At 65.0% G+C, this 23,388-nt stretch carries 26 protein-coding genes; 17 read left to right on the plus strand and 9 right to left on the minus strand.

The window, feature by feature from the left end:
* Positions 1–3: 3 nt before the first annotated feature.
* From ACQY80_RS03890 to ACQY80_RS03905, 4 genes are all read left to right on the plus strand, one after another.
* On the plus strand, positions 4–420 hold the full coding sequence (locus tag ACQY80_RS03890) for a hypothetical protein (protein ID WP_428683825.1): 417 nt from the start codon (positions 4–6) through the stop codon (positions 418–420).
* A complete protein-coding gene (locus ACQY80_RS03895) occupies positions 407–1,408 on the plus strand; it encodes a pyridoxamine 5'-phosphate oxidase family protein (protein WP_428683827.1) in 1,002 nt (333 codons plus the stop codon). Before ACQY80_RS03890 ends, ACQY80_RS03895 begins: the two co-directional genes overlap by 14 nt.
* Positions 1,409–1,469: 61 nt before the next feature.
* Positions 1,470–3,782, plus strand: coding sequence for a DNA topoisomerase IV subunit A (gene parC, locus ACQY80_RS03900; RefSeq protein WP_428683829.1), 2,313 nt, complete (start codon positions 1,470–1,472; stop codon positions 3,780–3,782).
* 89 nt (positions 3,783–3,871) lie between these two features.
* On the plus strand, positions 3,872–5,551 hold the full coding sequence (locus ACQY80_RS03905; protein ID WP_428683831.1) for a putative bifunctional diguanylate cyclase/phosphodiesterase: 1,680 nt from the start codon (positions 3,872–3,874) through the stop codon (positions 5,549–5,551).
* Here the strand turns inward: ACQY80_RS03905 and ACQY80_RS03910 are convergent.
* From ACQY80_RS03910 to ACQY80_RS03925, 4 genes are read right to left on the minus strand one after another with little or no spacing between them, the layout of a single operon-like run.
* Complete coding sequence (locus ACQY80_RS03910) at positions 5,524–6,735, minus strand: CCA tRNA nucleotidyltransferase (RefSeq protein ID WP_428683833.1); 1,212 nt, start codon at positions 6,733–6,735, stop codon at positions 5,524–5,526. The two genes, ACQY80_RS03905 and ACQY80_RS03910, sit on opposite strands and share 28 nt — an antisense overlap.
* A 1-nt stretch (position 6,736) precedes the next feature.
* On the minus strand, positions 6,737–7,324 hold the full coding sequence (locus ACQY80_RS03915) for a CoA pyrophosphatase (RefSeq protein WP_428683835.1): 588 nt from the start codon (positions 7,322–7,324) through the stop codon (positions 6,737–6,739).
* Complete coding sequence (locus ACQY80_RS03920; protein WP_428683837.1) at positions 7,324–7,908, minus strand: DUF1285 domain-containing protein; 585 nt, start codon at positions 7,906–7,908, stop codon at positions 7,324–7,326. The genes ACQY80_RS03915 and ACQY80_RS03920 overlap by 1 nt, the downstream gene beginning before the upstream one ends.
* A 46-nt stretch (positions 7,909–7,954) precedes the next feature.
* Positions 7,955–8,458, minus strand: a complete 504-nt coding sequence (locus ACQY80_RS03925; protein ID WP_428683839.1) for a GNAT family N-acetyltransferase — start codon at positions 8,456–8,458, stop codon at positions 7,955–7,957.
* Positions 8,459–8,537: 79 nt separating this feature from the next.
* On the opposite strand from ACQY80_RS03925, the gene ACQY80_RS03930 reads away from it, so the two are divergent.
* Together ACQY80_RS03930 and ACQY80_RS03935 are read left to right on the plus strand one after the other, a co-directional pair.
* On the plus strand, positions 8,538–8,909 hold the full coding sequence (locus ACQY80_RS03930) for a dihydroneopterin aldolase (protein ID WP_428683841.1): 372 nt from the start codon (positions 8,538–8,540) through the stop codon (positions 8,907–8,909).
* Positions 8,906–9,667, plus strand: coding sequence for an SDR family oxidoreductase (locus tag ACQY80_RS03935; protein ID WP_428683843.1), 762 nt, complete (start codon positions 8,906–8,908; stop codon positions 9,665–9,667). Before ACQY80_RS03930 ends, ACQY80_RS03935 begins: the two co-directional genes overlap by 4 nt.
* Position 9,668: 1 nt before the next feature.
* On the opposite strand, the gene ACQY80_RS03940 is transcribed toward ACQY80_RS03935, so the two are convergent.
* Together ACQY80_RS03940 and ACQY80_RS03945 are read right to left on the minus strand one after the other, a co-directional pair.
* Positions 9,669–11,102: an NAD-dependent succinate-semialdehyde dehydrogenase gene (locus ACQY80_RS03940; RefSeq protein WP_428683845.1), complete on the minus strand. Its 1,434-nt coding sequence runs from the start codon at positions 11,100–11,102 to the stop codon at positions 9,669–9,671.
* A 48-nt stretch (positions 11,103–11,150) separates the two neighbouring features.
* Positions 11,151–11,750 (minus strand): TIGR02466 family protein, encoded by a 600-nt coding sequence (locus tag ACQY80_RS03945; protein WP_428683847.1) that lies wholly within the window; start codon positions 11,748–11,750, stop codon positions 11,151–11,153.
* A gap of 45 nt (positions 11,751–11,795) precedes the next feature.
* Here ACQY80_RS03945 and ACQY80_RS03950 point away from each other — a divergent pair, with 45 nt between their 5' ends.
* Positions 11,796–12,716: an SMP-30/gluconolactonase/LRE family protein gene (locus tag ACQY80_RS03950; RefSeq protein WP_428683849.1), complete on the plus strand. Its 921-nt coding sequence runs from the start codon at positions 11,796–11,798 to the stop codon at positions 12,714–12,716.
* Between the two features lie 7 nt (positions 12,717–12,723).
* Complete coding sequence (locus tag ACQY80_RS03955; protein ID WP_428683851.1) at positions 12,724–13,410, plus strand: VIT1/CCC1 transporter family protein; 687 nt, start codon at positions 12,724–12,726, stop codon at positions 13,408–13,410.
* A 39-nt stretch (positions 13,411–13,449) separates the two neighbouring features.
* On the opposite strand, the gene ACQY80_RS03960 is transcribed toward ACQY80_RS03955, so the two are convergent.
* Positions 13,450–13,839: a DUF488 domain-containing protein gene (locus ACQY80_RS03960; protein WP_428683853.1), complete on the minus strand. Its 390-nt coding sequence runs from the start codon at positions 13,837–13,839 to the stop codon at positions 13,450–13,452.
* A 58-nt stretch (positions 13,840–13,897) separates the two neighbouring features.
* On the opposite strand from ACQY80_RS03960, the gene ACQY80_RS03965 reads away from it, so the two are divergent.
* From ACQY80_RS03965 to ACQY80_RS03975, 3 genes are all read left to right on the plus strand, one after another.
* Entirely contained in the window at positions 13,898–14,995 is a 1,098-nt protein-coding gene (locus ACQY80_RS03965) for a DUF2855 family protein (protein WP_428683855.1), read from the plus strand.
* Positions 14,996–15,039: 44 nt separating this feature from the next.
* Complete coding sequence (locus tag ACQY80_RS03970) at positions 15,040–15,702, plus strand: HAD-IA family hydrolase (protein ID WP_428683857.1); 663 nt, start codon at positions 15,040–15,042, stop codon at positions 15,700–15,702.
* 121 nt (positions 15,703–15,823) lie between these two features.
* Positions 15,824–16,399: a hypothetical protein gene (locus ACQY80_RS03975; RefSeq protein ID WP_428683859.1), complete on the plus strand. Its 576-nt coding sequence runs from the start codon at positions 15,824–15,826 to the stop codon at positions 16,397–16,399.
* 109 nt (positions 16,400–16,508) lie between these two features.
* Here the strand turns inward: ACQY80_RS03975 and ACQY80_RS03980 are convergent, their stop codons facing one another.
* Positions 16,509–17,405, minus strand: a complete 897-nt coding sequence (locus ACQY80_RS03980; protein ID WP_428683861.1) for a LysR family transcriptional regulator — start codon at positions 17,403–17,405, stop codon at positions 16,509–16,511.
* Between the two features lie 91 nt (positions 17,406–17,496).
* Here ACQY80_RS03980 and ACQY80_RS03985 point away from each other — a divergent pair, with 91 nt between their 5' ends.
* From ACQY80_RS03985 to ACQY80_RS04010, 6 genes are all read left to right on the plus strand, one after another.
* Complete coding sequence (locus ACQY80_RS03985; protein WP_428683863.1) at positions 17,497–18,207, plus strand: CoA transferase subunit A; 711 nt, start codon at positions 17,497–17,499, stop codon at positions 18,205–18,207.
* Positions 18,207–19,103, plus strand: coding sequence for an HAD family acid phosphatase (locus ACQY80_RS03990; protein ID WP_428683865.1), 897 nt, complete (start codon positions 18,207–18,209; stop codon positions 19,101–19,103). The genes ACQY80_RS03985 and ACQY80_RS03990 overlap by 1 nt, the downstream gene beginning before the upstream one ends.
* Entirely contained in the window at positions 19,104–19,745 is a 642-nt protein-coding gene (locus ACQY80_RS03995) for a CoA transferase subunit B (RefSeq protein ID WP_428683867.1), read from the plus strand.
* A 10-nt stretch (positions 19,746–19,755) separates the two neighbouring features.
* Positions 19,756–21,042, plus strand: coding sequence for a serine hydrolase domain-containing protein (locus ACQY80_RS04000; RefSeq protein WP_428683869.1), 1,287 nt, complete (start codon positions 19,756–19,758; stop codon positions 21,040–21,042).
* A gap of 79 nt (positions 21,043–21,121) precedes the next feature.
* Positions 21,122–22,099, plus strand: a complete 978-nt coding sequence (locus ACQY80_RS04005) for an NAD-dependent epimerase/dehydratase family protein (RefSeq protein WP_428683871.1) — start codon at positions 21,122–21,124, stop codon at positions 22,097–22,099.
* Positions 22,087–22,767: a glutathione S-transferase family protein gene (locus ACQY80_RS04010; RefSeq protein WP_428683873.1), complete on the plus strand. Its 681-nt coding sequence runs from the start codon at positions 22,087–22,089 to the stop codon at positions 22,765–22,767. Before ACQY80_RS04005 ends, ACQY80_RS04010 begins: the two co-directional genes overlap by 13 nt.
* Here the strand turns inward: ACQY80_RS04010 and ACQY80_RS04015 are convergent.
* Entirely contained in the window at positions 22,764–23,282 is a 519-nt protein-coding gene (locus ACQY80_RS04015; RefSeq protein WP_428683875.1) for a sterol desaturase family protein, read from the minus strand. The two genes, ACQY80_RS04010 and ACQY80_RS04015, sit on opposite strands and share 4 nt — an antisense overlap.
* Positions 23,283–23,388: the final 106 nt, after the last annotated feature.

Genomic DNA, 23,388 nt, shown 5'->3' on the forward strand with positions numbered 1-23,388 from the left:
AAAATGGAATTGCTGCTTTCGGCGATGTTCCTCGCGATGATTTTGCTGCCGCTCGTCCACCTCGCAACGCCGGTGCTCGCCTTTGCCGACGATCGCCTGCCCGACTGGGCAGCCGCCTTCGGCGCCGCCTTTCTCTGGCGATTCTGGCGCAGCCACGCCGATCTGGGCCGCAACTGGAGCCCGGGGCTGGAGGTTCGCGACGGGCCTTCGCTAGTGACGGGCGGCTTATACGGCCGTATCCGTCATCCGAAGTATGCCGCCATGTGGTTTCTCCGCATTCCGCGCGAGGAGCGGATGATGGCCGAACGTTTCGGCGCCGAATGGACCGCCTATCGCGCGGACCGGCCGCCTTTAGCCCGGCCGCGACGCGATCATCGGGCCGCAGCTTTGACGGGAGAGACGATCCATGGCCGCGATTGACAGTATCGATGCGCTCGAAGCCGTCGTCGGCAAGCAGCCGCCGGCGGTCAATCTGAAGGTCATCGACCATATCGATGCCATGGCGCAGCGATGGCTTGCTTCGTCACCGCTGATGTTCACAGGAGTTGGCGAGGGAGAGGCGATTGCCATCACGCTCGCCGGAGGTCCGGCCGGCTTTGCGCGCGCCGACGCAAATATGCTCGCCCTGCCGCTGGACCTGATCGACGATCCGGGCCTTTTGCAGCCGAGCGCGAGCTTCAGCTCACTCTTTCTGCTGCCCGGCGTCGGCGAGACGCTACGCATCAACGGCCGTGTGGCGGGCGCCGAGGACGGGATGGCCGGCATCGCGGTCGACGAATGCTACGGCCATTGCGCGAAAGCGCTGATCCGGTCGGACTTCTGGCACGCCACCCCCGTCGAAACCGCGCCCGATACCATCGGCGATTTCATTGGCGCGACCAGCTTCATCGCGCTGGCAACGGTCGGAGCCGACGGGGGCGCGGATCTCAGTCCGAAAGGCGACCCGGCGGGCGCGATGGCGCGGCTGGACGAAGGCCGACTATGCTTCCCCGACCGGCCCGGCAACCGGCGCACCGACAGTTTCCGCAACATCATCGCGCAGCCGCGCATCGCGGCAGCGCTTTTGCAGCCTGGTTCGTGTCAGGTCGCGATCCTGACCGGGAGCGCGGCGCTGACGAGCGACGAGGATGCGCGGGCGCCCTTCACCGTGCAGGACAAAACACCGCTGCTCGTCACGCGCGTCGACGAACCGCAGATCGCGCTTCGGAAGAGCCCGGCGCTCGAACGCGCGCGGCTCTGGCCTGCCGCCGACGCGCCCGCCGACATCAAGCCGGCGAAGATGTTTGCCGAGCATGTGCGGCTCAACCGCGACAAGGGGCTTGGCGCACGCATCGCGAGCGCCGCGGTCTCGATCCCCGGCCTGATGCAACGCGCGCTCGACAAGGATTATAAGGACAATCTCTATTAGGCGGCACCGGCGATCATCGCCCTTTGCCTTGTGACGCTGCGCTTGCTATCGGCGCCAGACAATGGCGAGTAATTCCGACGATCTTCCTCCTTCCGAGCCCCCCAAATCCCCGGGCGAAGGCATCGACACCCCGTTCGACAGCGCGCTGTCGGAACGGTATCTGGTCTATGCGCTCTCGACGATCACCGCGCGCTCGCTGCCCGACCTTCGCGATGGCCTGAAGCCCGTCCACCGCCGCCTGCTGTGGGCGATGCGCGCGCTTCGGCTCGACCCGTCGCAGGGCTACAAAAAGTCGGCGCGCGTCGTCGGCGATGTCATCGGTAAATTCCACCCGCACGGCGACACCGCGGTCTATGACGCGATGGTCCGCCTCGCGCAGGATTTCTCACTCCGCTATCCGCTCGTCGACGGCCAGGGCAATTTCGGGAATATCGACGGCGATAATGCCGCAGCCTACCGTTACACCGAGGCGCGGCTGACGCGCGTCGCGATCGACCTGATGCAGGGCCTCGACGAAGGCACGGTCGATTTCAAGCCGACCTATAACGGCGAAGACGAAGAGCCCGAAATCATGCCGGGGCTGTTCCCGAACCTGCTCGCGAACGGCGCGAGCGGGATCGCGGTCGGCATGGCGACGAACATCCCGCCGCACAATGCCGCCGAGGTGATCGACGCCGCGCTCGTGCTGCTCGACAATCCGAAGGCGGAGCTTTCCGACCTGCTAGCCTATGTCAAAGGGCCGGACTTCCCGACCGGCGGCATCATCGTCGACAGCCCCGAGACGATCGCCCACGCCTATCAGACCGGCCGCGGCAGCTTCCGGGTCCGCTCACGGTTTTCGACGGGAAAACAGTCCGACGGATCGTGGGAAGAGAGTGGAATCGAAAAGCAGGCGGGCGGCACCTGGCAGCTCGTCATCAGCGAGATTCCGTACGGAGTCGCCAAGGGCAAGCTGATCGAACAGATCGCGCAGCTCATCGCGGACAAGAAGCTCCCGATCCTGGAGGATGTCCGCGACGAAAGCGCCGAGGATCTGCGCATCGTGCTGGTGCCGAAGAGCCGCAACGTCGATGCCGACATCCTGAAGGAAAGCCTCTATCGGCTGACCGAACTCGAAAGCCGCTTCGCGCTCAACCTCAACGTCCTCGACGCGACGCGGACGCCAAAGGTGATGGGGCTGCACCAGCTTCTGTCCGAATGGCTGCAGCACCAGATCATTGTCCTCGTCCGCCGCGCCGAGCATCGTATTGGCAAGATCGACGATCGGCTCGAACTGGTCGGCGGCTATCTGATCGCTTTCCTCAACCTCGACCGGATCATCGAGATCATCCGTACCGAGGATGAGCCGAAGGCGATGATGATGGCCGAGTTCGAACTGACCGACAGGCAGGCCGAAGCGATCCTGAACATGCGCCTCCGCTCCCTGCGCAAGCTGGAAGAGATGGAGCTCAAACGCGAGCAGGCCGATCTCATCGCCGAGCGTGAGGATCTGGCAAAGCTGGTGGAGAGTCCGGCGCGCCAGCGCACGCGCCTGAAGCGCGACCTCGGCGCGCTCCGCACCGTCTATGGCCCCGAAACCCCACTCGGCGCGCGCCGCACGACACTGGCCGAAGCTGCGCCGGCGCGCGACATCCCGCTCGACGCGATGATCGAGAAGGAACCGGTGACGGTGATCCTGTCGAAGCGCGGCTGGATCCGCGCGCAGCGCGGCCATGTCGCGGCCGATCAGTGGGCCGAGTTCAAGTTCAAGGAAGGCGACGAACTCGCCTTTGCCGCGCATGCGCAGACGACCGACAAGCTGCTGATCGCGGCGAGCGACGGGCGTTTCTACACCGTCGGCGCCGACAAGCTGCCCGGCGGGCGCGGGTTCGGCGAACCGCTGCGCCTGTTGGTCGATATCGATCCCGAGGCGCGCATCATGGCCATGATCCCGGCAAGCGCCGAAGGCCGCTTGCTCCTCGCCTCGTCCAGCGGGCACGGCTTCATCGCGCAGATGTCCGATGTCGTTGCCGAGACGCGCAAGGGCCGCAACGTCGTCAATCTGAAGCCCAAGGCACATCTGTCTGTCGTCCGGCCGATCGCGCCGACCGACGACAGCATCGCGGTGGTCGGCGAGAACCGCAAACTCGTGATCTTCCCGATCGCCGAAATGCCCGTGATGGCACGCGGCCAAGGGGTAACATTGCAGAAATATCGCGACGGCGGCCTGTCCGACGCGATCAGCTTCATCTTTGCCGAAGGTCTGAGCTGGGCGATGGGCGGCGATACCGGCCGTACACGGACCGAAACCGACGTGGGGCCCTGGCGCGTTGCCCGCAGCGCGTCGGGCCGGATGCCGCCGACGGGCTTTCCAAGGAACAATCGCTTCAACTGATCGTATTTGGATGTAGCCGTAAATCCCTTCTTTACTTCCCACCCCTTAGGCCACTGCCAATGGGGAAAGGTCGCATCAAACCCACTGTTATGCCAATCGATAGAACCGGCGAAGACCGGCCATCCTTGTTTGTCGGCTGGATCGACGCCCTGCCCGTGCCGGCAGCGCTGATACGCCCCCTGTCGCGCGGCAATTTCAGCCTGCACGCGAGCAATGCCGCGTTCGATCGCCTCGATCTTTCGCCCGCCGGGGTGAACGCTCCCATCGAACTGCGCCGCGCGATCGAACGCGCCGCACAGAGTGCCGATGGCCCGCAGGAATTTTCATGCCGGCTGGGCAAAGGTGTCGCCGCGCGCGACCTGCGCGGCTCGATCGGTCCGCTCGCCGACGAGTGCGGCGAAGCCTCGCTCTTCCTGCTGACGTTGATCGATCGCACGCAGGAGATGATGACCGAGCGCAACTTGCGCCGCGAACTCGTCTCCGACAGCCTGACCGGCCTGCCCAATCGCGCCGGCTTCGAGGAGCTGGTCGAGCAGCGCGGCGACACCGAAGGGAGCGGCGACCATGCGATCCTGTTGCTCGACCTCGCGCGCTTCAGCCGCATCAACGAGCATATCGGGCCGATGGCGGGGGACGAGCTGATCATCACCGTCGCTCGCCGGCTGAAATCGAGCCTGCGTAGCGGTGACATTCTCGCGCGCACCGGGGGTGACGAGTTCGCCATCTCCTCGCGGGTTCCGGGCGGCAAGGCCGACGTCCGCGAAATGGCGCGCCGTATCCGCGGCTGCTTCGACCATCCGTTCCGCATCGGCGAACTGAAAGTCAGCGTCGACTGCGCGATCGGCTGCGCGATTCAGCCCACGATTGACACCAATATCGCCGATCAGATCCGCCACGCGCAGATCGCATTGAAGCGCGCCAAGCGCACCGACCGCATCGAAATCTACGAGCCCGAGGCCGCCATTCTTGCCGACAATCGCTTCGGCCTCGAAACCGAACTGCGCAGCGCGATCGAGGAAGACCGGCTGCGTCTGGACTTTCAGCCGCTGATCGAATTTTCGACCGGCACCGTCGCCGGGTTCGAGGCGTTGGCGCGCTGGAACACGAGTGACGGCCAGTCGGTCTCTCCCACCGAATTCATCCCGATCGCCGAAGATTCGGGGCTCATCGTTCCGCTCGGCCAATGGGCGATCAGCAAGGCGGCGGCGACGCTCGCCGACTGGGACCGCCAGAATGGCGGCAAGCCGGTCGACTGCTATATCTCGGTCAACGTCTCGGCGATCCAGCTGGTACGCGACGACATCGCCGCAGTGGTGCGCGATGCCCTCACCGCCAACGCGATCGGCGGTGAGCGGCTGATGATCGAGCTCACCGAAAGCGCGATCATCGGCGATCCAGACCTCGCGCTGTCGGTGTTACGCGAACTGAAGTCGCTCGAGGCGCGCGTCGCGATGGACGATTTCGGCACCGGCTATTCGAACCTTGCCTATCTGCAGCGCCTGCCGCTCGACGTGCTCAAGATCGACCGCAGCTTCGTCGACCATATGGTCGAGGATCGCGACAAGGCCGCGATCGTCCGCACGATCCAGAGCCTTGCCGAGGTGCTGGGCATGCGGACAACCGCCGAGGGCGTCGAGACCGCCGATCAGGCGCGACTGCTGTCGGCGCTCGGCTGCGATTTCGGGCAAGGCTTCCTGTTCGCGCGGCCGATGGAGGCCAATGCGGCGCTCAATTATTGGCGTCAGTCGCTGGCGCGCCCGATCATCTGATCGGCTAGTGCGGCGACGCGCGCCGCATCGGGGTAGTCCTCCGCCACCCACGCGGCCTCGATCTCGCGCAACAGGCGCGCGACTTCCGGGCCCACGGTCACGCCGCGCGCGATGATGTCGCCGCCCTTCATCGGAAGCACCGGCACCGTCCAGTCGGCGAGCGTATCGACGGCACTTTTCGCCGATGCGGCGTCGCCGTTCAGCAACCAGGCGTCGCGGGAACCCTCGACCCCGATCGCGTGGGCGAGCTGGCGCGGCGGGCGCAGATCACCGCGATGCGCCGACAGCGCGGCGAGATGCTTGCGCTGACGCGTCGATAGCCGCAGGCGGCTTGCGACCTGCTCGGCGACGGCAGGGTCGGCAGGCAGCAACGCCGAGAAGCGACGCAGCGCCGCCGGATCGACGCCCGCTGCAGCCTCGTTGGCGAGTAGCCGGTCAAGCGTCGCCGCGAAATCACCCGCCAGTTCGGGCAGGATCACCTCGAAGATCCCGTCGGCCGCCATCTGCCCCACGATCCCGCGCGGATCGGGCAGCGACAAGATCTTCAGCAGTTCATCGGCTACACGCTCGCGCGACAGGCTTTTGAGCGACTGGCGCGCCGCGATCACTGCGGCATGACTGGCGGGCTCCAGATCGCCGTGCCCGAACCGCGCCGCGAAGCGATAGAAGCGCAGGATCCGCAGATGATCCTCGGCAATCCGCGTCGCCGCGTCGCCGATGAAGCGGACGCAGCCGGCCTCCAGATCGGCAAGGCCACCGAAATAATCGTCGACAGCGCCGCTGTCGGGATCAGCATAGAGCGCGTTGATCGTGAAATCGCGCCGCGCCGCATCCTCGCGCCAGTCGTCGGCGAAGGCGATCGTCGCGCGGCGGCCGTCGGTTTCGACGTCGCGGCGCAAGGTCGTGATCTCGTGATGATGGCCGCTCGCGATCGCGGTCACGGTGCCATGCGCGATACCGGTGGGAATGACCTTGATATCGGCCGCCTCCAGCCGTCGCGTCACCTCGTCGGGCAGCAGCGGCGTCGCAAGATCGATGTCGGTCACGCCATGCCCGAGCAGCGTGTCGCGCACCGCGCCGCCGACGACCTTCACCGCGCCGCCATCAGCGCGCAGCGCCGCGACGATGCGCCTCAGGCCGGGCGCCGTCCGCCACTCGGCGTCGGGGAGCGTCGTCACCGCCATCTCAGCGATGCCAGCCCGCGGGCAACCGCCGCGCCAGATTGACGATGATATCCGCTGTCACGCCCCAGATTCGTCGCCCCTGCCAGTCCATGTCGTAATAATGGCGGTCCTGCCCCTGCCAATTGGCATGATGGCGCTGATAATTGCCGGGGTCGAACAGGATGTCGAGCGGCACTTCGAACCAGGCCTCGACCTCGTCAGGGTTCGGATCGAGCGGCAGGTCGGGCGGGATCACGCCGAGCACCGGGGTGATGTGATAGCCGCTGCCCGAACGATAGGGGGTGGTCGTCCCGGCGATCATGACATCGCGGCGGTGTAGTCCGATCTCCTCCTCGGCCTCGCGCAGCGCCGCGTCCACCTCGTCGCGGTCACACGGATCGATCTTGCCCCCGGGAAAGGCGACCTGCCCCGCATGACTGCGCAGCCATTGCGGGCGCTGCGTCAGGATGACGCCCGGATCGGCGCGATCGGTGAAGGCGATCAGCACCGCCGCATCGCGCAGCCGCTCCCCATGGAGCAGATAGCCCTCGTCCGATCCTTCTTCGGGAAGCAGATTGTCGAGCGCGTCGCGCAATTTTTCCGAAAGCATCAGGCGTCCACCAGCGGAAAGCGCGCGCCGTTCGACCAGATCGCGGGCGGTTCGCCCGCGTCGGCCAGCGCCATCTCGACAATCTCGTAATAGAGCGCGCGGTCGATGCGCGCCTCGAGGCCGTTCCCGACGGTGCCGCGCACATGGAGCCGCGGGTCGGGGTTGTCGGGGTCGTTGCCGAAGGTCAGCGGATGATCGGGTCCGGCCATGACCAGATCGTCGGTGTCGAGACGGAAGACGAGCTTGCGCCCCTCCCCCTCGCCTTCGCTCTTCATCTCCACCGCGCGGAACGGCGTGTCCTCGACCGCGATGGCCAACTTCTCGGCGGGCGTGACGAGGACATGGCTGCCATCGGGTTCGCGGCGAAGGATCGTGGAGAAGAGTTTCACCATAGCGGGGCGGTTGATCCGGCCACCTTCATGATACCAGCTTCCATCGGCATGGATTTCCATGAAACTGTCGCCCTCGCGCTCGGGGTGCCAGCTTTCGACCGGCGGCAGTTTGCGCGCCGCGAGCAACTCGGCCGCCTCGGTCAGCGAGAGCTGCGAGAAGTCTTTCGGAAGCGAAGGCGCGGGGGTGACCATCCATCCGACATAGGCGGACGGACGCGCTGCGCAACCCTGCGCAGGATCAACGCGGTCCGATCATCCCCGCATCGGTCGGCAGGCCGTGCCCGTTCACCGCCCGCGCGAGCAGCCGGTGCTTCTCATAGGGGCCGGGCAGATTCCATTTGCCCGTCGCATCGGCGGTGAAGCCGAAGAAGCGGCCGTAATATTCGGGATCGCCGATCATCATCAATGCGCTGTCGGCTTCGGTTTCGGCAGCCTCCAGCATCCGCACCATGAGCGCGCGGCCATGACCGCCGCGCTGGACATCGGGACGCACCGCGACGGGCCCGACCATCACCACCGGGGTCGCAGTGCCGTCCGCCGCATGATGAGCGACCGGCCAGCACTGGATCGTGCCGATCAGCACGCCATCCTCGACCGCCGCGAAGCTCAGCGCCGGCACCGCATCCATGCCCTGACGGATGCGATACGCGGTTCGGCCAAACCGATCCGATCCGAAAGCGGCGTCGAGGAGATCCTCGACCGCCTGCGGCTCGATATCAGACAATGGAAGTAACTCGACCAACGCGCACCCTTTCGCTAATGCGGCGGCGCTTTAGGGACCGGGGGCGCGGTTGCAAACCCCCGACGGACAGGAATTTCTCGTGACCGATACATTGTGGCTGGAAGTGGACGGCCTGACCGTCGACGTGCTCACCGGCATCTATTCCGAAGAAACGCTCCTGCCGCAGCCGCTGCGCATCTCGGTGCGCGCGAAGCTGGCTATGGCCGATCATTATGATCCGACCACGCCGCTCAGTCGTTCGAAAAACTATATGCACCTCAAATTCGCGGCGACCGAGGGCATCCCCAAGGACGTGCATTTCGTGCTGATCGAAAGCGTCGCCGACCATATCATCGACACGCTTTTCCTGCAGGACGAGAAGATCGAAGAGATCGAGGTCAAGATCGTGAAGCTGGCGATCGCCGAGGAGGGCGAGCAGATCGGCATCACGATGCGGCGCGCGCGCAAATGACGCAAAAGCTGGCGCTGGTGACCGGTGGACTCCACCGCGTCGGAGCGGCGATTTCGGCGCGACTGGCACGCGAAGGCTATACGCTGGCAATCCACAAGCGCAGCCCCGGCGAGGCCGATCCGGTGCTCGCTGACGCGCTTGCCGAAACCGGCGCGCCGAGCCACCGCTTCGCCGCCGACCTTGCCGATCCGGCAGCAGTCGACGCGCTAATCCCGGCGGTGACCCGGACATTCGGCCGCGCGCCCGATCTGCTCGTCAACAACGCCGCGCTCTTTGCCGAGGGTGAATGGTCCGACCTGTCGGCCGTAGCGCTCGCTGAGATGATGCAGGTCAATCACCACGCGCCGGTGATGCTCGCCAAGGCGCTGGTTGCCGCGAGCGAGGGCCGGCGCCCCGCGATCGTCAATATCATCGACCAGCGCGTGCTGCATCCGGTGCCCGACCAGATCGCCTATAGCCTTTCGAAATCGGCGCTGTGGCAGGCGACGCAGACGCTGGCGGTCGCATTCGGCGGACGAGCGCGCGTCAATGCCGTTGCGCCGGGGCTGACGATGGCGACCGAGGACTATTCGGACACGCAGGTCGAGCGGCTGGCACAACGCATGCCACTCGGCGCGCTACCGACGCCGGGACAGATCGCCGATGCGGTCGTCTATCTAGCAAAGGCAGAAGCGGTCACCGGGCAGACGATCTTCGTCGACGGCGGCGCCCATCTGGCACCGATGGACCGCGATTTCGTGGCGCTGGAACGCGACTAGCCTAGTAGATGTGCACCGCTTTGGTGGCGAGATACCCGTCGAGGCCTTCGGGGCCGCTCTCGCTGCCGAAGCCCGATTCCTTGATCCCCCCGAACGGCATGTCGTTCGCCGAGATCACGAAGCTGTTGATCCCGACCATGCCGCTTTCGACGCCGTCGGCGATGCGGTTGATGCGGCGACCATTCTCGGTGAAGGCGAACGCGGCGAGGCCATAGGGCAGCCGGTTCGCCTGTTCCAGCGCCTCGTCTTCGGTACCGAACGGACGGATCAGCGCCATCGGGCCAAAGGGCTCATTGTTCATCGCATCGGCCTCGATCGGCACATCGGCCAGCGCGGTCGGCTGGAAGAAATAGCCGTCGCCGGTCGCTTCGCCGCCGGCGATCACGCGCGCGCCCTTGGCTTTCGCATCGGAGACCAAAGCTTCGAGCGCAGGGATACGGCGCGCATTGGCAAGCGGGCCCATCTGGGTGTCGGCGTCGAGACCGCTGCCGATCTTCACCTTGGCGGTGCGTTCGGCGAAGCCCTTCACAAACGCGTCATAGATGCCCTGCTGGACATAGAAGCGCGTCGGCGAGATGCAGACCTGACCCGCGTTGCGGAATTTCTGCGCGACGACGCGGTCGAGCGTCGCTTCAAGGTCGCAATCGTCGAAGATCAGCACCGGCGCATGACCGCCGAGTTCCATCGTGATCCGCTGAACGCGATCGGCAGCAAGCTTCATCAGATGTTTGCCAACGGCGGTGGAACCGGTGAAGCTCACCTTGCGGATCACTTCGCTACCGAGCAGGTGGCGGCTGATCATGTCGGGATTGCCATAGACGAGCTGGACGACATCGCCGGGGATGCCCGCATCGGCAAGGCAGCGCATGATCGCGCTGGTGCAGCCCGGGGTCTCCTCGGGCGCCTTGGCGATCACGACGCAGCCTGCGGCGAGCGCCGGCGCGATCTTCTTGACCATCAGATTGACCGGAAAATTCCACGGGCTGAACGCCGCGACGGGGCCGACGGGCTGTTTCAGCACCATCGCACGCTGGCCTGCGGGGCGCGACGCGACGCGGCCCGAAATGCGCTTCCCTTCCTCGGCGAAATATTCGAGCAACGACGACGCTGACAGCACTTCGCCGCGCGCCTCGGCGATAGGCTTGCCCTGTTCGAGTGTCAGCAGCGTCGCGATATGGTCAACGCGCTCGCGGATGATCCCCGCGGCCTTGCGCATCAGTGCGGCGCGCTCGTCGGGCGTCTTCGCGCGCCACACCGGCCAGCCACGCGCGGCAGCGGCGAGCGCTTCGTCCAGATCGGCCGCCGTCGCGACGGGCAGTTCGGCAATCGTGCCGGCGGTGGCGGGGTTGAACACGGGCCGTTCCTCGCGCCCCTCGCCGCTCCGCCAGGCGCCGTTGATGAAGAGCTGGAGGTCGGCGTCATAGGTCGCGGTCATGAGAAATCCTTGGTCAGGAAACGGGGGATGGCGGCGATATAGGAAGCGTCAGCTATAGTTAAAGCTGATGCTGATGCGATCTTTCTTGCCGGTGTTGGGCATCACCTCGTGCCGCAGCCAGCTTTCCCACAGGAAGACGCGGCCAGCGGCGGGCTCGGCATAGATGAAGGGGCGCTGATGCTCGGGCGCGTCGTCGGTGCGGCCGGGTGCCGCCATCAACATGGCGAGGCGCGGGTCTTCCAGTTTCAACGCGCCCGATCCGGGCGGCACGGAGACATAGAAGGTGCCCGACACGATGCTGTGCGGGTGGATATGGCCGCTATGCGTGCCGCCGGGTTTCAGGACATTGACCCACAGGCTGTCGAGTTTCAGCGGCTTGGCGAGATCGAAGTGGCTCGCCTTGGCGAAGGCCTTGACCTCTTTGTCGAGCAGCTTCTTCAGATCGTAGAACGCGGGGTCGCGCTCGGGCAGATCTCCGAGGCTCGCGTAGCTCGTATAGCCCTTGTAGCCATGCTCACGGCTCCACGCTTTCCCGGCACCATCCTCGTCGGCGAACAGACGGCAGCTGTCCTCCAGCTCTTCGAGCAGGTCGGGGGTGCCGATGTCGGCCTCGTAAAAATTTGTGGCGAAGAGCGTGCGAACGGGCATGATGGCCGCAAAGCACAGCGAATGAACAAGAGCAAGGGAGAGGGTATGGCCGAGTTTGAACTGATCGCCGACGGATTGCGCTTCCCCGAGGCGCCGGTCGTGATGGACGACGGCAGCGTCATCGTCGTCGAGATCGAGCAGGGACGGATCACGCGCTGCTGGCCGGGCGGAAAGAAAGAGGTCATCGCGACCCCCGGCGGCGGCCCCAACGGCCTCGCGATCGGCCCTGATGGCAAGCTCTATTGCTGCAACAACGGCGGCTTCAACTATGTCGAGGCAAACGGCTATCTGGCGCCGCATGGCATCGCGAGCGACTATTCGGGCGGGCGGATCGAACGCATCGACATCGACACTGGCGCGGTCGAAATCCTCTACAAGTCGGGCGACCATGGCGTGACGCTGCGCGGCCCGAACGACATCATGTTCGATACCCACGGCGGCTTCTGGTTCACCGACCATGGCAAGGTCGACTATGCGAAGCGCGCCCACGACATCGTCGGAATCTTCTATGCCAAGGCCGACGGCAGCTTCATCGAGGAGGTGATCTTCCCCTCGAACAACCCCAATGGCGTCGGCCTTTCGCCCGATGGCAACACACTCTATGCGGCCGAAACCTACACCTGCCGCCTGATGAAGTTCAACATCATCGCCCCCGGCAAGGTCGACGACAGCGCGGGCCCCGGAGGCCCCGGCATTCCGCTCTATCGTCCCGCCGGCTATAAATTCTTCGACAGCCTCGCGATGGAAGCCAGCGGCAATATCTGCGTTGCGACGATCGGCGAATGCGGAATCAGTGTCGTCTCGCCGACCGGCGAACTCGTCGAATTCGTCGCGACCGACGATATCTTCACCACCAACATTGCCTTTGGCGGAGCCGATATGCAGGATGCCTATCTGACGCTGTCGGGCAGTGGGCGGCTGGTGAAGACACGCTGGGCGCGGCCTGGCCTGAAACTGCAATATTAGGGGCACCATGCACGAGGAAACCCATGCCGTTACACGCGTCGGCTGGCTGCGCGCCGCGATCCTCGGCGCGAACGACGGGATCGTGTCGACCGCCAGCCTGATCGCGGGCGTCGCCGCAGCGGGGGCGTCGCAGTCCTCAATCCTCGTCACCGGTACCGCGGGGCTCGTCGCCGGCGCGATGTCGATGGCGGCAGGCGAATATGTTTCGGTCAGCTCCCAGCTCGATGCCGAGAAATCGGACGTCGAGCTGGAGAAGCGCCACTTGGCAGCTGATCCCGAATTCGAACTCGAGGAACTGACGGAAATCTATGAGCAGCGCGGGCTCGACCGGGCGCTCGCCGAGCAGGTTGCGGTACAACTGACCGCACACGACGCGCTCGATACGCATCTGCGCGACGAACTGGGGATGACCGAGGCGACGGCGGCCCGACCGATTCAGGCGGCCGCAGCCTCGGCAGCAAGCTTTACTGTCGGCGCGGCGCTACCGCTGGCGACGGTCTTTCTCGACAGCGGCAACTCGCTGCCATGGACCGTATCGGGGGCGTCGCTGGTCTTCCTCGCGCTGCTCGGTGCGGTCGGGGCATGGGTCGGACAGGCCCCGATGCTGCGGCCGGTCGTGCGCGTGACCTTCTGGGGCGCGATGGCGATGGCCGCGACGATCGCGATCGGATCGCTGTTCGGGGCGGTGGGTTAGCGACCAATTTCCTCGTTCCGGCGAAGGCCGGAATGAGACCTAAAAGGTGCGGCGTTCCAGCCATTCGCGGAGCGCGAGTGCATTGTTCCGCGTCTCGCTCTTCGCGGCATAGAGCAGGGCTACCGGACCCACATTCGCCGCGCTGTCGAGGACGAACAGCGCCGCCTTCACCTCGTCACCCCCGGCGTCGAGCTCGGCAAAATAATCGGACCGGAAGGCGTCCCACGCCTCCTCCGACTCCGCGGTCTCTCCATGAAAGCGTTTGCGCAGGGCCTCACTCGGCGACAGCGGCTTCAGCCACGCCGCGAGCGCGGCCATTTCTTTCGACACGCCGCGCGGCCACAGCCGATCGACGAGGAAGCGCGCACCGTCGCCTGCCTCGGGCGTGTCATGGATGCGCTTTACCGCGATTGTCAGGGACTTCACCATCTGCAAGACTATCGGCCATAGCTCGCGTGCGGGCAATAGTATCGGGAGGGGTCCGGACATGAATTGGGCAATCGACATCGATCGCGACGACGTGACGCAGGCCGCACTGGTCAGCGATCCCGCAACGGCCCTCGCCCCCGGGCAGGTCCGCGTCCGGATCGACAGCTATGCGATGACCGCGAACAACATCACTTACGCGGTGTTCGGCAAGCCCGCCGGCCTGTTCGGCAACGATCAGGGCTATTGGGATTTCTTCGCCGAACGCGGCGCGCCGGGACGCCTCCCCGTCTGGGGTTTCGCGACCGTAACCGAAAGCGCTGCCGAGGGTATCGAGGCCGGCGACCGCTTCTATGGCTATTATCCGATGGCGAGCGAGGCGGTGCTGACCGCGGGGCATGTCGGCCCCGGCGGCTTCACCGACGTTACCCCGCGCCGCACGACGCTGCCGCCGATCTATAATCATTATCAGCGGATCGAGGCACTGCACGACTATCGCGGCGCCGACCATGATTATTGGCCGGTGTTCCGCCCGCTGTTCCTGACCGGCTGGCTGATCGCCGACCAGTTCGAGGACGAGGGCGATTATGGCGCCGAGCAGATCCTGATCGCCAGCGCGTCGAGCAAGACGGCGATCGGGCTCGGCTTTTCGCTCGCGCAGAGGCAGGGTCATCGACCGCAAACGATCGGGCTGACGTCGAAGGCGAATGTCGCCGACCTCGACGCCCAGCGCATCTACGACCGCGTCATTGCCTATGAAGACATCATGACGCTGAACGCGGGCACCCCCTCGGCGCTTGTCGACATGGCGGGCAATGGCGCGGTGACGCGCGCTGTGCACAGTCATTTCGGGAACAGCCTCAAGGCCTCGATCATCGTCGGAAAATCGCACTGGGATGCCGACGCAGGCGAAGCCGCGCTGCACGGGCCGGAACGGCAGGGGTTCTTTGCGCCCGGCCGCAGCCAGAAGCGCATCGCCGACTGGGGCGGCCCGGCGTTCGGACAGAAGATTGCTGAAGCCTGGACCGGCTTCATGGATGTCGCGCCGCGCCTCGCGCGCATCGACAAACGCCGCGGCGGAGAGGCTGCGCTGGAAGCCTATAAAGAAATGCTGTCGGGTCGCGCCGATCCCAAGGCGGGGATCGTCATCGAACCCTGAGCAGATTGGTTGACGTTAACGTCAATCTGCGCTCTAGCCGCGCGATGTCTCGCTATACCCATGTCATCTTCGACTTCGGCGGCGTCATCACCGCCTCGCCCTTCGAAGCCTTCAACCGGCTTGAAGAAGAGCGCGGCCTGCCGCGCGATTTCGTCCGCCGCGTCAACGCGACGAACCCCGACAACAATGCCTGGGCAAAGTTCGAGCGCGCCGACATCGACGCTGCAACCTTTGACACATTTTTCGCCGAAGAGGCGCGCGCGCTGGGGCACGAGCTTCAGGGTGAGGCCGTGCTGGCGGTCATCGCCGGCGCCGTCCGCCCCGCGATGGTCGCCGCGCTCGACACGCTGAAGGCGCAGGGCTTCACCATCGCGTGCATCACGAACAATGTTCCCGGCGGCAAGATGGGCATCAAGGGCGCGGGCATGACGCGCAGCGAGGAAGCCGCGGTCGAGGTCGCCGACATCATGGCGCGCTTCACGCATGTCATCGAATCGAGCAAGGCCGGCGTTCGCAAGCCCGACCCCGCCATCTATCTGATGATGTGCGAGAAACTCGGCGTCGAACCCGCCAGCTGCATCTATCTCGACGACCTCGGCATCAACTGCAAACCGGCGAGCCAGCTCGGTATGCACGCGATCAAGGTGACGAGCGGCGAACAGGCGCTTGCCGATCTGTCGGCGGCGCTGGGAATCGCGCTACCCTGACGACCCGATTTCGGTGGCGAGAGGCATATCGGCTTAGGGGTGGGGAGCTGCACGTCCGGTTTTGGTTGCAACGGACCAACAAGCAGACGAACATGAGCCTAGAAAACGGGAAGGCGGGGTCGTGAAAACTACAGTTTTGAAGATCATGTTTGCGGGCGGCGCGATACTTCTGTTTGGTGGTCAGACGCCTCCAGCTTCCAAGCCGGGGATCAAAGTCTATAACGCGATGATTCCGATGATAGACGATCATTTGAAGTTGGTCGACGCCTCTTCCGATACACCCTTGGATATCGATAATCGCATTATGGTCAACATAGTGAGAACGCCTAAATCTCTGGAAAACATCGGTATCCTTGGAGAGAAACGAATCACAAATTTCTATCGGGGCGCCTTGAGCGAAACCTATTTTCAGGCCCCTCGGGTTCCGAAGCCGAAGTTCAGTCCATATGTTTCGCAGTTTCAGATGAAATGCGGCGGCGCATGGTCGCGCTACGACAAGAGGGCAGATATAGCCACCGCGTGCTGGGAAGATCTGGAGGTCGCCGGTACTTCAGCGCTTCCGCCCCCCAGATATCCGCTGAAAATTCAGTTTGAGTTTGCGGACAACGAGCTCATCAGCGTTAATTTGATTACTGAAGATCCCAACATTCTGGCGAACGCAGACAAGATGCAGAGGACTGATACGACCGTAAAGTGACAGCGGTGGATCAGCTTCGCGTCGTGGGACTAAATCGAAAATGGATCACGTCCGCATTTCGTGAAACTCCATCACCAGAGAACGCCCGATATCGGTCGTTTGCTGCCGTTCAGCTTACCACCACCTCGGCAAGGTTGAGCTTCGCCGCGCGGTCGAAGATTTGCACCAGCACCGGCTCGGTGTCGGTGACGCGCATCGCGACGTGGAACTCGACCGACGCGAGCGCGGGCATGCCCGCGATCTCGACCAGCGCACGGCGCGCCACTTCGCCGCGCACCATCGGACGCGGGAAGATGCCGATCCCGCCGTCCGCCTTCGCGATGTCGATCATCGTGCGCGCATTGTTGCAGAGGTTGAGCGATTTCTGCGCGACGCGCGATGCCTCGATCGCCTCGCGCATCCGGCCGTGGATCGGCGAGTGGCTGGCGAGCGACCAGACCGGAATCGCCGCCTCCCCGCCGGCAAAGGCCGCGGCCACCGAGGGGCTCGCAAGCCACACCAGTTCGACCTCGCCAATCGGGCTGGTCTTGAGCGCCGGATGCGCGATCGGCCCTGCGGCGAAGGCCATGTCGGTGCGGCCGGTCAGCAATTGCTGGATCAGATTCGCGGTGAGATCGATTTCGATCTCCAGCCCGACATTCGGCATATCGGCCTTCAGCGCGGCGACGAAGCCGGGCAGACAGCTCGCCGCCGCGATCTCGCCCGCGCCGATCCGTACGACGCCGCTCGCCTCGGCGAAACCGCCGCTGCCGAGCAGCGCGACTTGCATATCGCGGAGCAGCGGATCGCAGTCGCGCACGAGCTTGCGCCCCGCCGCGGTCAGCGACATCGTCCGCCCGTCGCGGCGGAACAGGGTGGTGCCGAGCCGCTGCTCCAGCTCGCGCATCCGCGCCGACACAGCAGGCTGCGTCGTGTTGAGCCGTTCGGCGGCAGCCGAAAAGGTACCGAGCCGGTCGATCCACAGCAAGGTTTCGAGGTGATAGAGCGAGACGCGATTGATAGACATCGCTTATCTATAATCGAAAAATAGAGTAATTAGAATTGATAGATCAAATGCGCCAATGTCGCACCCACTCACCCATCAAGGAGGCTGTTTCATGGGGAACAAGCGCTATTCCGACGCCGCCGCCGCACTCGAAGGTCTGCTCTTCGACGGCATGCAGATTTGCGCGGGCGGCTTCGGCCTTTGCGGCATCCCAGAACGGCTGATCGACGCGATCCGCGATGCGGGCACGAAAGACCTGACCATCGCCAGCAACAACGCCGGCATCGACGGCGAAGGCCTCGGCAAGCTGCTTCGCACCAAACAGGTCAAAAAGATGATCTCGTCCTATGTAGGCGAGAACAAGGAGTTCGAGCGGCAATATCTGGCGGGCGAGCTCGAGGTCGAATTCTGCCCGCAGGGCACGCTGGCCGAGCGCTGCCGCGCGGGCGGCGCGGGCATCCCTGGCTTCTATACCAAGACCGGCGTCGGCACGCTGGTGGCCGAGGGCAAGGAAGTGAAGAATTTCGACGGGCAGGATTATATCCTCGAACGCGGCATCTTTGCCGACCTTGCGATCATCAAGGGGTGGAAGGCCGACGAGAGCGGCAACCTCATCTTCCGCAAGACCGCGCGCAACTTCAACCAGCCGATGGCGACCGCGGCAAAGATCTGCGTCGCCGAAGTCGAGGAAATCGTCCCGACCGGCAGCCTCGACCCCGACAGCATCCACCTGCCCGGCATCTATGTGAAGCGGATGATCGTCGGCGCGCCTTACGACAAGAAGATCGAATTCCGCACGACGCGCCCGCGCGAGACCGCGTGATGCGTAATCTGAGCCTTACCGCCGCGCTGCTCCTAGCAGGCTGTGCTTCGACCACGGCGCAAACCTCACCGAAGCCACTCAGCGCCGATGTTGTCGCTTCGCAGGTCGGGGAGAAGCCAACTTCCGCCTCGCCGCCCGCGGGGCAGCAATGGCTGTATGGCTCGGCGGAAGGCGCGGTCGCGTCGGTGCAGGTCTATCGTTCACTCGCAGCCTATGTTCGCGCGGTCGCCATTTCGGCGGCGCCGCACCGGCAGGTCGTGCTTGCCGAGGGATCGACGCTGGCGTCGCCCCGCTTCGAGGAATGCGGCGAGAAACCGCTCGCGGCGGTTTTCGACGCCGACGAGACGCTCATCTGGAACATCGGCGCGATGCGCTATTTTGCCGAACAGCATAAGGATTTCGATCCCGCGGTCTGGGACCAGTGGGAAAAAACCGGCGCGGGTAAAGCGGTTGCGATGCCCGGCGTGATCGACGCGGTAAACGTGATGCGCGCCGCAGGGGTGACGGTGATCGTCAATACCAACCGTACTGCCGCCAATGCGAAGGGGAGCGAGGACACGCTACGCGCCGCCGGGCTCGGCGAGTTCAAGCATGGCGAGACGCTGTTTCTGATGGGCGACACGCCCGACGGCGCGAGCAAGGACGGCCGCCGCGCGCTGATCGCGTCGCGCTGGTGCGTGATCGCGATGGGCGGCGACCAACTCGGTGATTTCGCGCAGGCGTTCAACGCGCGCGAGCTGTCGGTGGAGGCGCGCAAAACGCTCGCGACGAGCGGGCCGATCGCCGATCTGTGGGGGCATGGCTGGTTCCTGCTCTCCAACCCCGTTTATGGCCCGTCGATACGCGGCGGCTTTGCCGACATCTTCCCCTCCGACAAGCAATGGGAGCCCAAGTAAATGCCCTGGACCCGCGACGACATGGCGGCACGCGCCGCGAAGGAACTGCAGGACGGCTATTACGTCAACCTCGGCATCGGCATCCCGACGCTGGTCGCGAACCATATTCCCGACGGGATGACGGTCACGCTCCAGTCGGAGAATGGCATGCTCGGCATCGGCCCATTTCCCTATGAGGGCGACGAGGATGCCGACCTGATCAACGCGGGGAAGCAGACGATCAGCGAAGTGCCGCAGTCAGCCTATTTCAGTTCGTCGGACAGCTTTGCGATGATCCGCGGCGGCCATATCGACCTGACCGTGCTGGGTGCGATGGAGATTGCCGAGAATGGCGACATCGCCAACTGGATGATCCCCGGCAAGATGATCAAGGGCATGGGCGGCGCGATGGACCTCGTCGCCGGCGTCAAGAAGATCATCGTCGTGATGGAGCATGTTGCCAAGGACGGCAGCCCGAAGTTCATCCCGGCGTGCACGCTGCCGCTGACCGGCCAGAATGTCGTCGACATGATCATCACCGACCTGGCGGTGTTCAGGCGCGACGATCATGCGAGCCCGTTCAAGCTGATCGAGCTCGCGCCGGGGGTGACGGCGGAGGAAGTCGCGGCTATGACGACGGCCAACTATAAGGTCGCCATCTAGTCACGGGTTCATGAAGCGGGTTTTCGTTGTTCTTCTTGCGGTCATCGCGCTTGTGCTGACCGGTTGGTTCGGGTTGCGTGCCTTTGGTGGCGGCGGACAGCCGCTGGCCAGCGTCGCCATTCCGTTTGCGGCGGCTGAAAGCCTGCCCGACACGCCCGACAAGTGGCACGGGCGGATCGACTATCGAACGCTCGACGCTCAGCTCGCGGCGCTGGCGCAGCGTCCCGAAATGGCGGGGCTGGCGGTCGCGGTGATCGAGGACGGCAAGCTGACCTTCGTTCGCACCTATGGCGTTGCCGATGCAGCAACCGGTGCCCCCGTGACTCCGCACACGCTGTTCCGCTGGGCCTCGGTATCGAAGACCGCGACCGGCGCAATCGCTGCCGCGCTGGCCAAGGACGGTGCCCTCGATCTCGACCGGTCGGTCGCCGCGTGGCACACGACGCTGCGCCTGCCGGGCGGCGCCGAGACACGGATTTCGACCGCCGACATATTGTCGCAGCGCAGCGGTCTGACCAAAAATGCCTATGACGAGAAGCTGGAAGGAGGGCAGAGCCCGCAGTTGCTGCGCGCGAGCCTGACCGCCGCGCCGCTGCAGTGCGAGCCCGGCACGTGCCACACTTATCAGAATATCGCCTTTGACACCGCGAGCGAGATCGTCGCCAAGGCAGCGGGCAAGCCCTTTTCCGACGAGGTAGAGGACCGCCTGTTCCTGCCGCTCGGCATGGTCAGCGCGGGCTATGGCATGGAGCATCTGACCGATGCGAAGGATTGGGCGCGACCGCACCGCAACGGACAGGTTCGCCCGCTCAAGGAGGCCTATTGGCGGGTTCCCGCAGCCGCGGGTGTAGAGAGCGATATCGTCGATTTCGCAACCTGGATGCGCGCGATGATGGGTCTGCGCCCCGACGTGCTGCCGAAGCCGGTTCTGGAGATTGCCCACCGACCCCGCGTCCATACCGAACGCCTCTATGGCAGCGGCCTACGTCAGGCGATCAGCGACGCCTCCTATGGGCTTGGCTGGCGCAACTTCAGCTATGACGGGCACCGACTGGCGGGCCATTCGGGTGCGGTGTCCGGATACCGCGCGACGATGATCTTCGAACCCGCGACGCAGACCGGCGTGGTGGCGCTGTGGAACAGCGACTGGGGCTTCCCCTTCCGCATTCCGTTCGCCGCGATCGACAGCTACCACGGGCGCGCCGAGGGCAAGTGGCTCGACCTTAGCGAATTGCCGCCGGCGACCGGCGGTGGCGCCGCGGCGGCCGGCCCCGTGGCTCCCAGCCTGAAGAAGTGAAGGTCGGCACGGCGCGCGCTTGCTCCCCGGCCGGCTGCCTGTGTATCAGGCCGCACCCGCGGCGAGAGGAGAATCATCCATGCGCGTGCTGCTGACCGGATCATCGGGCTGGCTCGGGCGATATCTCGCGCCGCTGCTCGCCGAAAATGGCCACCAGGTTACCGGTCTCGACGTCGTGCCGGGCGCGCATACGCAGGTGATCGGCACCGTCGCCGACCGCGAACTGATCGAGCGGACGATGGGCGAGCACGGGATCGAGGCGATCATTCATGGCGGCGCGCTGCACAAGCCCGACATCGTCCGCTATCCGCGGCAGGCATTCATCGACGTCAACACGACGGGCACGCTGAACCTGATCGAGGCTGCGGTCGCGGCGGGCAACGACCGGTTCCTCTTCACCTCGACCACCTCGCTGATGGTCCGCGCCGATGTCCGCGCGGGCGCGGGCGAAATGGGCGCTTGGTGGATGGACGAGGATTTCGGCCCGATCGAGCCGCGCAACATTTATGGCATCACCAAGCTCGCCGCCGAGCAGGCTTGCCGGCTGGTCCACCGTGAGCACGGCATCAATGTAGCAATTCTGCGCACCGGGCGTTTCTTTCCCGAAGACGACGACACGCATGCGGTTCCGAGCGGCCCGAACCTGAAGGCGAACGAGCTGCTCAACCGCCGCCTGACGGTCGAGGATGCCGCCGCGGCGCATCTCGCCGCGCTGGAGGCCGCGCCGCAGATCGGCTGCGACACCTTCATCCTGTCGGCGTCGCCGCCCTTCGCACGCGAGGAAGCCGGGGAGCTGGCCCGCGATGCCCACGCGGTGATCGCACGCCACTATCCCGACGCCGCCGGACTTTATGCGGCTGCGGGCTGGGTGCTGCCCGACACCATCGATCGCGTCTACGACCCGTCGCGCGCCGAACGCCGCTTCGGCTGGCGCGCGAAAACCGATTTCGGCAGCGTGCTGTCGGCGCTTCGCGACGGCACCGAACTGCCTTTCGCGCATGACCCCGCCTACATCTCCCCCATTATTTCGCAGGAGCGCGAAGCATGTATGTGCTGATCACCGCCAACCGCAATTATTCGAGCTGGTCGCTGCGCCCGTGGGTGCTGATGAGCGCGCTCGGCATCGCGTTCGAGGACCGAATCGAGCCCTTCACCAAGCCCGTGAATTACGACGCCTTCCGCAGCTTCTCCCCGACCGGCCAGGTTCCCGCGCTGCTCCACGAGGGCCGCACGCTCCACGACTCGCTCGGCATCACCCTCTATCTCGCCGATCGGCACACGGGTGTATGGCCCGCAGATCCCGACGCGCGCGCATGGGCTCAATGCGCGGTCGCCGAGATGCACAGCGGCTTTTCCGCGCTGCGCAACGATTGCACGATGAACGTCGGAGTGCGTGTGACGCCGAAGCCTATGTCCGACGCGCTGCGCTCGAACGTCGCGCGCATCCGCGAGCTGTTCGAGGAAGGGCTGGCGAAGTTCGGCGGGCCGTGGCTCGCAGGCGTGGACTTTTCGGCCGCCGATGCGTTTTACGCACCGGTCGCCTTCCGCATCCGCACCTATGGCCTCGACGTCGGCGCCGGACAGGCATGGGTCGACCACATCCTGTCGCACCCCGCGATGGTCGAGTGGGAACGGCAGGCGCTGGTCGAGGAATGGCGCGAGGAAAGCCATGAGGTCGAGCTTGCCGCCGCAGGCGTGATTACAGCGGATTACCGAACGACTTAGTCAGCGAGCGCCTCGCGCACCACCGCGATCCCCGCCTCGCGCTGCGCTTTCAGCTCGGCCTTGAGCTTCGCCGGGTCGCGCGCGAAGACGAAGCCGAAGCTGACCCCGCCCTCTTTGCCGATCGTCGCGTGGTGGAGCTTGTGCGCCTGCACCAGCCGCTTGGCATAGCCGCGTCGCGGCACCCAGCGGAAATAGCGCTGGTGGACCAGCCCGTCGTGCACCAGCGTGTAGATGATCCCGTAGAAAAGCACGCCGAGCCCGATCCACGTCCCCGGCTCCCATGCCGACGCGCCCATGATCATCGGACTGCCGATCACGAACATCGAAATGCTCATTGCCGCGCCGAAGATCGCGAACAGGTCGTTCTTTTCGAGCATATTATCATGCGGCTCATGATGGTCTCGGTGCCAGGCCCAGCCGAAGCCGTGCATGATATATTTGTGGCTCGCCCACGCGACGCCCTCCATCGCCAAGACGGTGGCAAGGACAAGAGCAATGATGGCAAACGTCGACATGGGGGGATTATAGGCCCGTTCAACGGGTGATGCCACACTCCCCGTCATCCCGGAGAAGGCCGGGATCTCATCCTATCGGCATAACGCGACGGCGAGATTCCGGCCG

The organism is Sphingopyxis sp. (assembly GCF_965279755.1).
GTDB lineage: Bacteria > Pseudomonadota > Alphaproteobacteria > Sphingomonadales > Sphingomonadaceae > Sphingopyxis.

Bases quoted from the DNA above. Each gene is read 5' to 3' on its own strand.
- ACQY80_RS03890 (WP_428683825.1), top strand. From the start codon at position 4: ATGGAATTGCTGCTTTCGGCGATGTTCCTCGCGATGATTTTGCTGCCG.
- ACQY80_RS03895 (WP_428683827.1), top strand. From the start codon at position 407: ATGGCCGCGATTGACAGTATCGATGCGCTCGAAGCCGTCGTCGGCAAG.
- parC (WP_428683829.1), top strand. From the start codon at position 1,470: ATGGCGAGTAATTCCGACGATCTTCCTCCTTCCGAGCCCCCCAAATCC.
- ACQY80_RS03905 (WP_428683831.1), top strand. From the start codon at position 3,872: ATGCCAATCGATAGAACCGGCGAAGACCGGCCATCCTTGTTTGTCGGC.
- ACQY80_RS03910 (WP_428683833.1), bottom strand. From the start codon at position 6,735: ATGGCGGTGACGACGCTCCCCGACGCCGAGTGGCGGACGGCGCCCGGC.
- ACQY80_RS03915 (WP_428683835.1), bottom strand. From the start codon at position 7,324: ATGCTTTCGGAAAAATTGCGCGACGCGCTCGACAATCTGCTTCCCGAA.
- ACQY80_RS03920 (WP_428683837.1), bottom strand. From the start codon at position 7,908: ATGGTCACCCCCGCGCCTTCGCTTCCGAAAGACTTCTCGCAGCTCTCG.
- ACQY80_RS03935 (WP_428683843.1), top strand. From the start codon at position 8,906: ATGACGCAAAAGCTGGCGCTGGTGACCGGTGGACTCCACCGCGTCGGA.
- ACQY80_RS03940 (WP_428683845.1), bottom strand. From the start codon at position 11,102: ATGACCGCGACCTATGACGCCGACCTCCAGCTCTTCATCAACGGCGCC.
- ACQY80_RS03945 (WP_428683847.1), bottom strand. From the start codon at position 11,750: ATGCCCGTTCGCACGCTCTTCGCCACAAATTTTTACGAGGCCGACATC.
- ACQY80_RS03950 (WP_428683849.1), top strand. From the start codon at position 11,796: ATGGCCGAGTTTGAACTGATCGCCGACGGATTGCGCTTCCCCGAGGCG.
- ACQY80_RS03955 (WP_428683851.1), top strand. From the start codon at position 12,724: ATGCACGAGGAAACCCATGCCGTTACACGCGTCGGCTGGCTGCGCGCC.
- ACQY80_RS03960 (WP_428683853.1), bottom strand. From the start codon at position 13,839: ATGGTGAAGTCCCTGACAATCGCGGTAAAGCGCATCCATGACACGCCC.
- ACQY80_RS03965 (WP_428683855.1), top strand. From the start codon at position 13,898: ATGAATTGGGCAATCGACATCGATCGCGACGACGTGACGCAGGCCGCA.
- ACQY80_RS03970 (WP_428683857.1), top strand. From the start codon at position 15,040: ATGTCTCGCTATACCCATGTCATCTTCGACTTCGGCGGCGTCATCACC.
- ACQY80_RS03980 (WP_428683861.1), bottom strand. From the start codon at position 17,405: ATGTCTATCAATCGCGTCTCGCTCTATCACCTCGAAACCTTGCTGTGG.
- ACQY80_RS03985 (WP_428683863.1), top strand. From the start codon at position 17,497: ATGGGGAACAAGCGCTATTCCGACGCCGCCGCCGCACTCGAAGGTCTG.
- ACQY80_RS03990 (WP_428683865.1), top strand. From the start codon at position 18,207: ATGCGTAATCTGAGCCTTACCGCCGCGCTGCTCCTAGCAGGCTGTGCT.
- ACQY80_RS03995 (WP_428683867.1), top strand. From the start codon at position 19,104: ATGCCCTGGACCCGCGACGACATGGCGGCACGCGCCGCGAAGGAACTG.
- ACQY80_RS04000 (WP_428683869.1), top strand. From the start codon at position 19,756: ATGAAGCGGGTTTTCGTTGTTCTTCTTGCGGTCATCGCGCTTGTGCTG.
- ACQY80_RS04005 (WP_428683871.1), top strand. From the start codon at position 21,122: ATGCGCGTGCTGCTGACCGGATCATCGGGCTGGCTCGGGCGATATCTC.
- ACQY80_RS04010 (WP_428683873.1), top strand. From the start codon at position 22,087: ATGTATGTGCTGATCACCGCCAACCGCAATTATTCGAGCTGGTCGCTG.
- ACQY80_RS04015 (WP_428683875.1), bottom strand. From the start codon at position 23,282: ATGTCGACGTTTGCCATCATTGCTCTTGTCCTTGCCACCGTCTTGGCG.